The sequence below is a fragment of the Desulfovibrio sp. 1214_IL3152 genome (genome assembly GCF_036763055.1).
In the GTDB taxonomy this organism is placed as follows: Bacteria; Desulfobacterota; Desulfovibrionia; order Desulfovibrionales; family Desulfovibrionaceae; genus Desulfovibrio.
Genome location: NZ_JBAIYW010000286.1, coordinates 1 through 6,441, shown reverse-complemented (window position 1 = coordinate 6,441; position 6,441 = coordinate 1). Strand labels below are relative to the sequence as shown.

The 6,441-nt window shown below is 57.8% G+C and carries 4 protein-coding genes; all 4 read right to left on the bottom strand.

Annotated elements, in window-relative coordinates; all coding sequences use genetic code 11:
* A partial coding sequence (locus V6C07_RS06085) for a TolC family protein (protein ID WP_333535468.1) occupies positions 1 to 743 on the bottom strand: 743 nt, incomplete at its 3' end.
* Positions 740 to 3,943 carry an efflux RND transporter permease subunit gene (locus V6C07_RS06080; RefSeq protein WP_333535467.1) on the bottom strand — a complete coding sequence of 1,068 codons (3,204 nt, stop codon included), beginning with the start codon at positions 3,941 to 3,943 and terminating at the stop codon, positions 740 to 742. The genes V6C07_RS06080 and V6C07_RS06085, both read right to left, overlap by 4 nt.
* A 6-nt stretch (positions 3,944 to 3,949) precedes the next feature.
* A complete protein-coding gene (locus V6C07_RS06075; RefSeq protein ID WP_333535466.1) occupies positions 3,950 to 5,065 on the bottom strand; it encodes an efflux RND transporter periplasmic adaptor subunit in 1,116 nt (371 codons plus the stop codon).
* 225 nt (positions 5,066 to 5,290) lie between these two features.
* A complete protein-coding gene (locus tag V6C07_RS06070) occupies positions 5,291 to 5,929 on the bottom strand; it encodes a thioredoxin (RefSeq protein ID WP_333535464.1) in 639 nt (212 codons plus the stop codon).
* Between the last annotated feature and the right edge of the window lie 512 nt (positions 5,930 to 6,441).

Here is a 6,441-nt window from a genome sequence, read left to right as displayed (position 1 = left end):
ACGGTGCTGGTATGCACCTGGGCGCGGGCGATTTCAACCTCGGCGCGGGCGCGCTGCCAGTCAAGCTCGGTGATGTCGCCCTGCTTGTAACGGCTGCTGTAGATGCTGAAGGCATCCTCGCGGGTTTTAAGCGTGCGACGGGCAGTATCCAGCTGCATGTCCAGGGCCAGCAGGGCAAAATAGCTCTGGGCCGTCTGGCCCGCGACAGAAAGGCGCAGACCCTCATGTCCGATGACTGTGCTCATGAGCACGTCACTGAGCATGGTGTAGCTGTTGCGGTTCTTGCCCCAGAGGTCCAGCTCCCACGAAGCGCTGAGCGCGGCCTGGTTGGTGGACGTGGTGCGGGAAAGGCCGCTCTTGTCAAAGGGTATGGTATTGGGCGTTTTTTCCGAAGCGCCCTGGGCCATTGACGACGCCGAACCGCTGACCGAAGGCAGCAGGTTGGCGGTGGCTATGCCCACCTGCGAAGCTGCGGAATCAATCTTCGCCAAAGATTCGGCGATGTCCTGGTTGTTCTTCAGCGCTTCGTCCACCAGGGCGGTGAGCACCGGGTCATTGAAGCGATTCCACCAGTCTGTGTTCAGTGGGGCCGCGCCCATATCCACCGTGCGCCACTGGGCGGGCATATCCATTTCAGGCCGTTCGTAGCGTGGCGCAAGGGAGCAGGCCGAAAGCATGAATACCGACAGGGCAAACACTGCCCCGGTCAGACGCAGGCGACCGGCATTACTGATGGAACTCATAGATCCTCCTGTCCGTCCCCGGTAAAGTCCTTACCGGCGTTGGGATCTGTTTTGCCCTGTATTTTCAGTGAGATCTGCATGATGATCTTAAAGAAGTACGGCACAAAAAGCGTGGCTATGCACGTGGCCGCCAGCATGCCGCCAATGACCGCCGTACCCAGGGCGTGGCGGCTGTTGGCGCCCGCGCCCGTGCTGATGGCAAGAGGCACGCAGCCAAGAATAAAGGCCAGGGAGGTCATGACAATGGGCCTGAAGCGCAGACGCGAGGCAAAGGTTGCCGCCGCGTCAAGGCTGCGGCCTCCACGCCATGCCTCTACCGCGAATTCCACGATAAGGATGGCGTTTTTGGCTGCCAGCCCCACCAGTGTAACCAGGGCCACCTGAAAGTACACGTCGTTGGAAAGGCCGCGCGCCCAGGTCGCCAGCAATGCGCCGAACACCCCGAAAGGCACGGCCGTGAGCACCGAGAGGGGCAATGACCACGACTCGTACTGCGCCGCCAGAATCAGGAAGACCATGACCAGGGCCAGAACAAAGATCACCGTTGTATCAGTGCTTGCCAGTTTTTCCTGAAGGGCCGAGCCCACCCAGCCCAGACTGTAGTCTGTAGGCAGAATGGCCTTGGCTGCGGCTTCCATTTCGTCCAGAGCCTGGCCCGATGAAAAGCCCGGAGCGGGAGAGCCCATAATGTGCGCCGCAGGGAAGACGTTGTAACGTTCCACCACCTGGGGGGCGGTGCGGCGCTCAAGAGTCATGACCGCGGTCAGCGGGATCATTTCGCCTTTGTTGTTGGGTACGTATACGTTGCCCAGGTCTTCAGGCAGAGTTCTGTACTGGGCTTCAGACTGCAGACGAACCTGGAAGGTACGCCCCATATAGTTGAAGTCGTTCACATACGCGCCGCCGAAAGTGCCGCCCATGGCCGTAAATACGTCGCTGATCTGGACACCCATGTCCTTGCAGCGGTCGCGGTCGAGGTTGGCGTACAACTGGGGCGAACCGGTAGAGAACAGGTTACGCAGCATGCCGATGGCCGGATACTTGCGTTTGCCATCGGCATCCACAGCCATAATTTCCTGCACAAGACGGTTGGTCTCGTTTTCCAGGTCCTGAAGGCTGCCGGTGCCGCGCATCTGGATGTAGCCCTCAAAGCCGCCCGTGGTGCTCATGCCGCTGATGGGCGGCGGGGCAAAGCCCATAACCACGGCTTCGGGCTGCATGAGCGTGACCGCGCCCACAGTCTGGAGCACGGCGTCTGACGACATTTCGGGCTTTTTGCGTTCGCCCCAAGGCTTGAGCAGGGCGAAGAAGGTGCCGTAGTTGCTCTTGACCGAAATGGACGTGATGTCCAGGCCGGACAGGGTTCCCATGCTCTGCACAGCGGGATTGCTGAGCAGAAAGTCGTTAAGAACCTTGTTGACGGCCGTTGTGCGGTGCTGCGAAGCGCCGTCGTCCAGAATCGCCATACCAAGGATGTAGCCCTGATCTTCATTGGGCACGAGACCGCCGGGGACAACCCTGAACAGCCACACGCAAATGAGAATCATGACGGCAAACAGCGACAGGGCCCGCAGGCTGGACTCCTTGAGGAAGTTGACTATGCGCACATAGCCCGTGGTCACGCCGTCAAAGAACTTGTTGAACCACACAAAAGGCTTGGGCGGTTTGTAGTTGTGGTCATGCGGCTTGAGCAGCAGGGCGCAGAGGGCGGGGGTGAGCGTCAGCGCCACCACGCCCGACAGAACCACCGACACCGAGATGGTGATGGCGAACTGCTTGTACATCTGCCCTGCCAGGCCGCCCATGAAGGATACGGGAATAAACACGGCGCACAGCACGAGCACAATGGCCACAATGGGGGCCGTGACCTCGTTCATGGCCTTTGCCGTGGCTTCCTTGGGCGGCAGATGCTCCGAGGTCATGATGCGTTCCACGTTTTCCAGCACCACGATGGCGTCGTCCACCACGATGCCGATGGAAAGAACCATGGCAAAAAGAGTAAGCGTATTGATGGTATAGCCAAAGGCATACAGCCCGGCAAACGTACCGATAATGGAGACCGGCACGGCCACGCAGGGAATGATGGTGGCACGCCAGCTTTGCAGGAACACATAAACGACGATGAACACCAGGATCATGGCTTCCACCAGGGTGGAGACCACTTCGCGGATGGACTCAAGCACGAAGTCGTTGGTGTTCACAAGGATGGTATAATCAAGGCCGTCGGGCATGGTCAGGCCGATTTCGGCCAGCTTGTCCAGCACACGGTCGCCGGTGGCAATGGCGTTGGCCCCGGGCAGCAGATAGACGGCGCCCATACGCGCCACCATGCCGTTATAGCGCGAGGTAACGCTGTAGTCCTTGCCGCCCAGTTCCACGCGGGCCACGTCCTTGAGGCGCAGCATGGCGCTGTCAGGCCCGCTGCGCACGATGATCTGGCCGAATTCTTCCGGCGTGACAAGGCGGCCCTGGGTGTCGATCTGCCAGGTAAGCTGGGTGGAATCGGGCGAAGGCATTTCGCCCAGGCGGCCGGGAGCATACTGTGAGTTCTGTTCCTGAATGGCGGCGGCAACTTCGTTGACGGACACGCCATACTTCGCCAGCTTGTCGGGCTGCAGCCAGATGCGCATGGCATAGTCCATGCTGCCGAATATGGTTACGTCGCCCACGCCGTCCACGCGCTTGAGCGCGTCCACCACGTTGATCTGCGCCCAGTTGTTGATGAACACCTGGTCGTAGCGGCCGTCAGGCGAAAAGTACGAAAACACCAGCAGCATGGCCGGAGAGCGCTTGAGCACGCTCACGCCCTGCCGGCGCACCGCTTCGGGCAGCACCGTCTGGGCCAGGTTGACCTTGTTGTTGACGTTGACAAGGGCCATATCCGGGTCTGTACCCAACGAAAAATAGACGTTGATGCTGCCCGAACCGGAACCGGAAGCCGCAGTGGAAGTCATGTAGAGCATGTTTTCCACGCCGTTGATATTGACTTCCAGGGGGGCCAGTACGGTAGACGCGATGGTTTCCGCCGAAGCGCCGGGATACACCACGCTGACGTTGACCGTGGGCGGCACCAGGTCGGGGTACTGTGCCACGGGCAGCGCCCGCATGGCCAGCGCCCCTACCAGGGTGATGACAATGGATATGACCGCCGAAAGGATAGGTCTGCGTAAAAAGAAATTCGGCTTTGTGGAGACAGCCATATTTACCTACTTCTTAGCCGCGCCTTCCCGGGGCTGTTCGCCCCCGGAGGGCATTATGCTCACCTGTGTGCCGGGGCGGGCCTTGATGATGCCTTCGCTGATAATGCGTTCACCGCCCTTGAGACCCTCAAGCACAAGATATTTGTCGCCAACGGACACACCAACTACCACAGGGATGGGATATACCTTGTCGTCCTTGTCCACGCCCATAACCAGTGAACCCTTCTGGGTCAGCAGAACGCACTTTTGCGGAACAAGCACGGCATTTTTCAGAATGTCGCCATCCATATACAGCCGGACATACTGGCCGGGCATGATGCTGCGGTCGGCATTGGCAAAAACCGCACGAGCCTTGATGACGCCGGTGCTCGGCTGCACCTGGCTGTCAATAAAGGTCACCTCGCCCTCGCCCTTGTACATGGTGCCGTCAAGCAGCCGCAGCCGCGCCTTGTAATGGCCGTCGGCGGGCAGCACAAGGCGGCCTTCGGCGGCCAGGCTCTGGCGCGTCATGCGTTCCGGAGCGGCAATGGAAAAGTCGATGTACATCGGGTCGGTCTGGTTCACATAGGTAAGCAGGGAATTGTTGCCCACGAGGTTGCCGGGGGTGTAGTTTTCCTTGCTGCTGTAGCCGGAAACAGGAGCCGTCACCTGGCAGTAGTCCAGGTTGATCTTGGCCTGGCGCAGAGACGCCTTGGCGCTTTCATACGCGGCAAGGGCATTGTCGCGTTCTTTCTGCGAAACGGCATTTTTTTCATACAGCGGGCGCACCCGCCGCCATTCCCGTTCGGCATTGGTGAACTGGGCCTGGGCCTGCTGCATGAGAGCTTCATAGTGATCGCGTTCCAACTGGAAAAGCAGTTGGCCCTGCTCCACATAATCGCCTTCTTCATACAGCCGCTTTTCAATGATGGCCTCAACCCGGGCGCGCACTTCAACAGCCCGTGAACCGGATGCCTGTGCCTGATATTCGGCAGGCCACGGTTCATCGCGGGCCACAACGTCAAAAACTGCCACGGGCAGGCGCATGGGACCCTGCTGGGCTTTTTTTTCACTGTCGCAGGCGACCAGAACAAGGCAAAGCGCCAGAGCAAGAGGAAGAGAGAACAGCTGTCTGCTTGTCATGAACTACTCCATAAGACGCGCGCCGCAGCACGCTGAAAAACCGCCCGGCATACAAAATCGGGCGAAGCCTCAATGTAAAAAACACAGTTCATTGCAAAAAGCAATCGAGCCGCCCCGCAAAGGGGCCAAAGCAAGACTGCAAAAATAAACAGTAAAATCAATATGTTACAATACCGTATTATTTTCTTGCAACATATTGATTTTATTATATAAAGTTTTTATGCCCTACTTCTGCCCAATATTGCCGGTATGTTCTGCCAATTCGTGTTCCGCATGCCACCGCCTGGCATTATGGGCAGCACTGTTCAGAAAGGCATACCACCAGATGGCGTCTTTGAGCAATTCCAGCCTTCTGAACCTGTGCCGTTCATCACCCATGCGCAATACGGTGATTTCCAACATCTTTTCCGCGCCGTTTCCATCCAGAAAGACCAGACGCAGCGCTGTTTTTTGCAGTGCCTGCAATTCTGCCGAGGGAAATGTGCTGATGCCTTTGCTGGCAACTTCTGTGGCCTTGAGAAAGCTGGTAGCCTGCTGGGACTCCAGCGGCAAATCACGGGGAGAGCTGTTGAGCAGCAGATCAACCCGCACAATGTTGGCAAGATTGACTTTACTGCGGTTGATGACTTTTCCTTCGCGCAACACCCTGTAATAGCAGGCTCCGGTATCTTCCGAAGCCCCCATAACCACAGCCGTGCGCACATCCGGATAAAAAACGCCCACACTGGCCGTCATGCCCGAGGCAGTGGCGACACTGCTTTTTTCTTCAGCAATGCATTGAAGATGTTGCGCTGTTCTGCGCCTGGCATCCACATATATGAAGACCAAAAACACAATGAGCGCGGCGACAATTGTAAAATTCATGCAACACGCCTCCGCATACTCACAGTGTCTTGAGCGTCAGAAAATGTCAAGGAAGGGTACGGAATGCGGCAGGCGTGGAAAAATCCGGAATTATCAAGGAAAGGCAGTGCAAAGGCATAACGCCGCACGGAGCGTCCCGCAAGCTGCGCGCCCAGAAAAGCCAAGGGCAAGGCCCGGCAAGCCGGATACGGATTACGCAGCCTTGTGGCGCGGATTTTTTGAAAAATCCGCGCCACAACTAGACAGTGTCGTCACGAGGTGAATTTCCTTGGTATATCAAGGAGAACGAGTCTTTTATGCAGGGAGTGTACTCTTATGGCACTCGACCGGAATAAAAGGCGAAGTTCGACGCAGAGATACCGGGAAAGGCACTCGTGACGACACAGTCTGGAGCAGATTAACTTTGAGAATATACATTCTCAAAGTTTAAGGCACGCTCACTTCGGCGTTTAACCGCGCAGATAAACTGCGCTTACGCCTCCGTAGCGAACGTCTGCTCACGCAGCCGCCAG

Excerpts from the sequence above, each read along its gene's own strand:
- V6C07_RS06080 (WP_333535467.1), bottom strand. The coding sequence starts at position 3,943 with ATGGCTGTCTCCACAAAGCCGAATTTCTTTTTACGCAGACCTATCCTT.
- V6C07_RS06075 (WP_333535466.1), bottom strand. The coding sequence starts at position 5,065 with ATGACAAGCAGACAGCTGTTCTCTCTTCCTCTTGCTCTGGCGCTTTGC.
- V6C07_RS06070 (WP_333535464.1), bottom strand. The coding sequence starts at position 5,929 with ATGAATTTTACAATTGTCGCCGCGCTCATTGTGTTTTTGGTCTTCATA.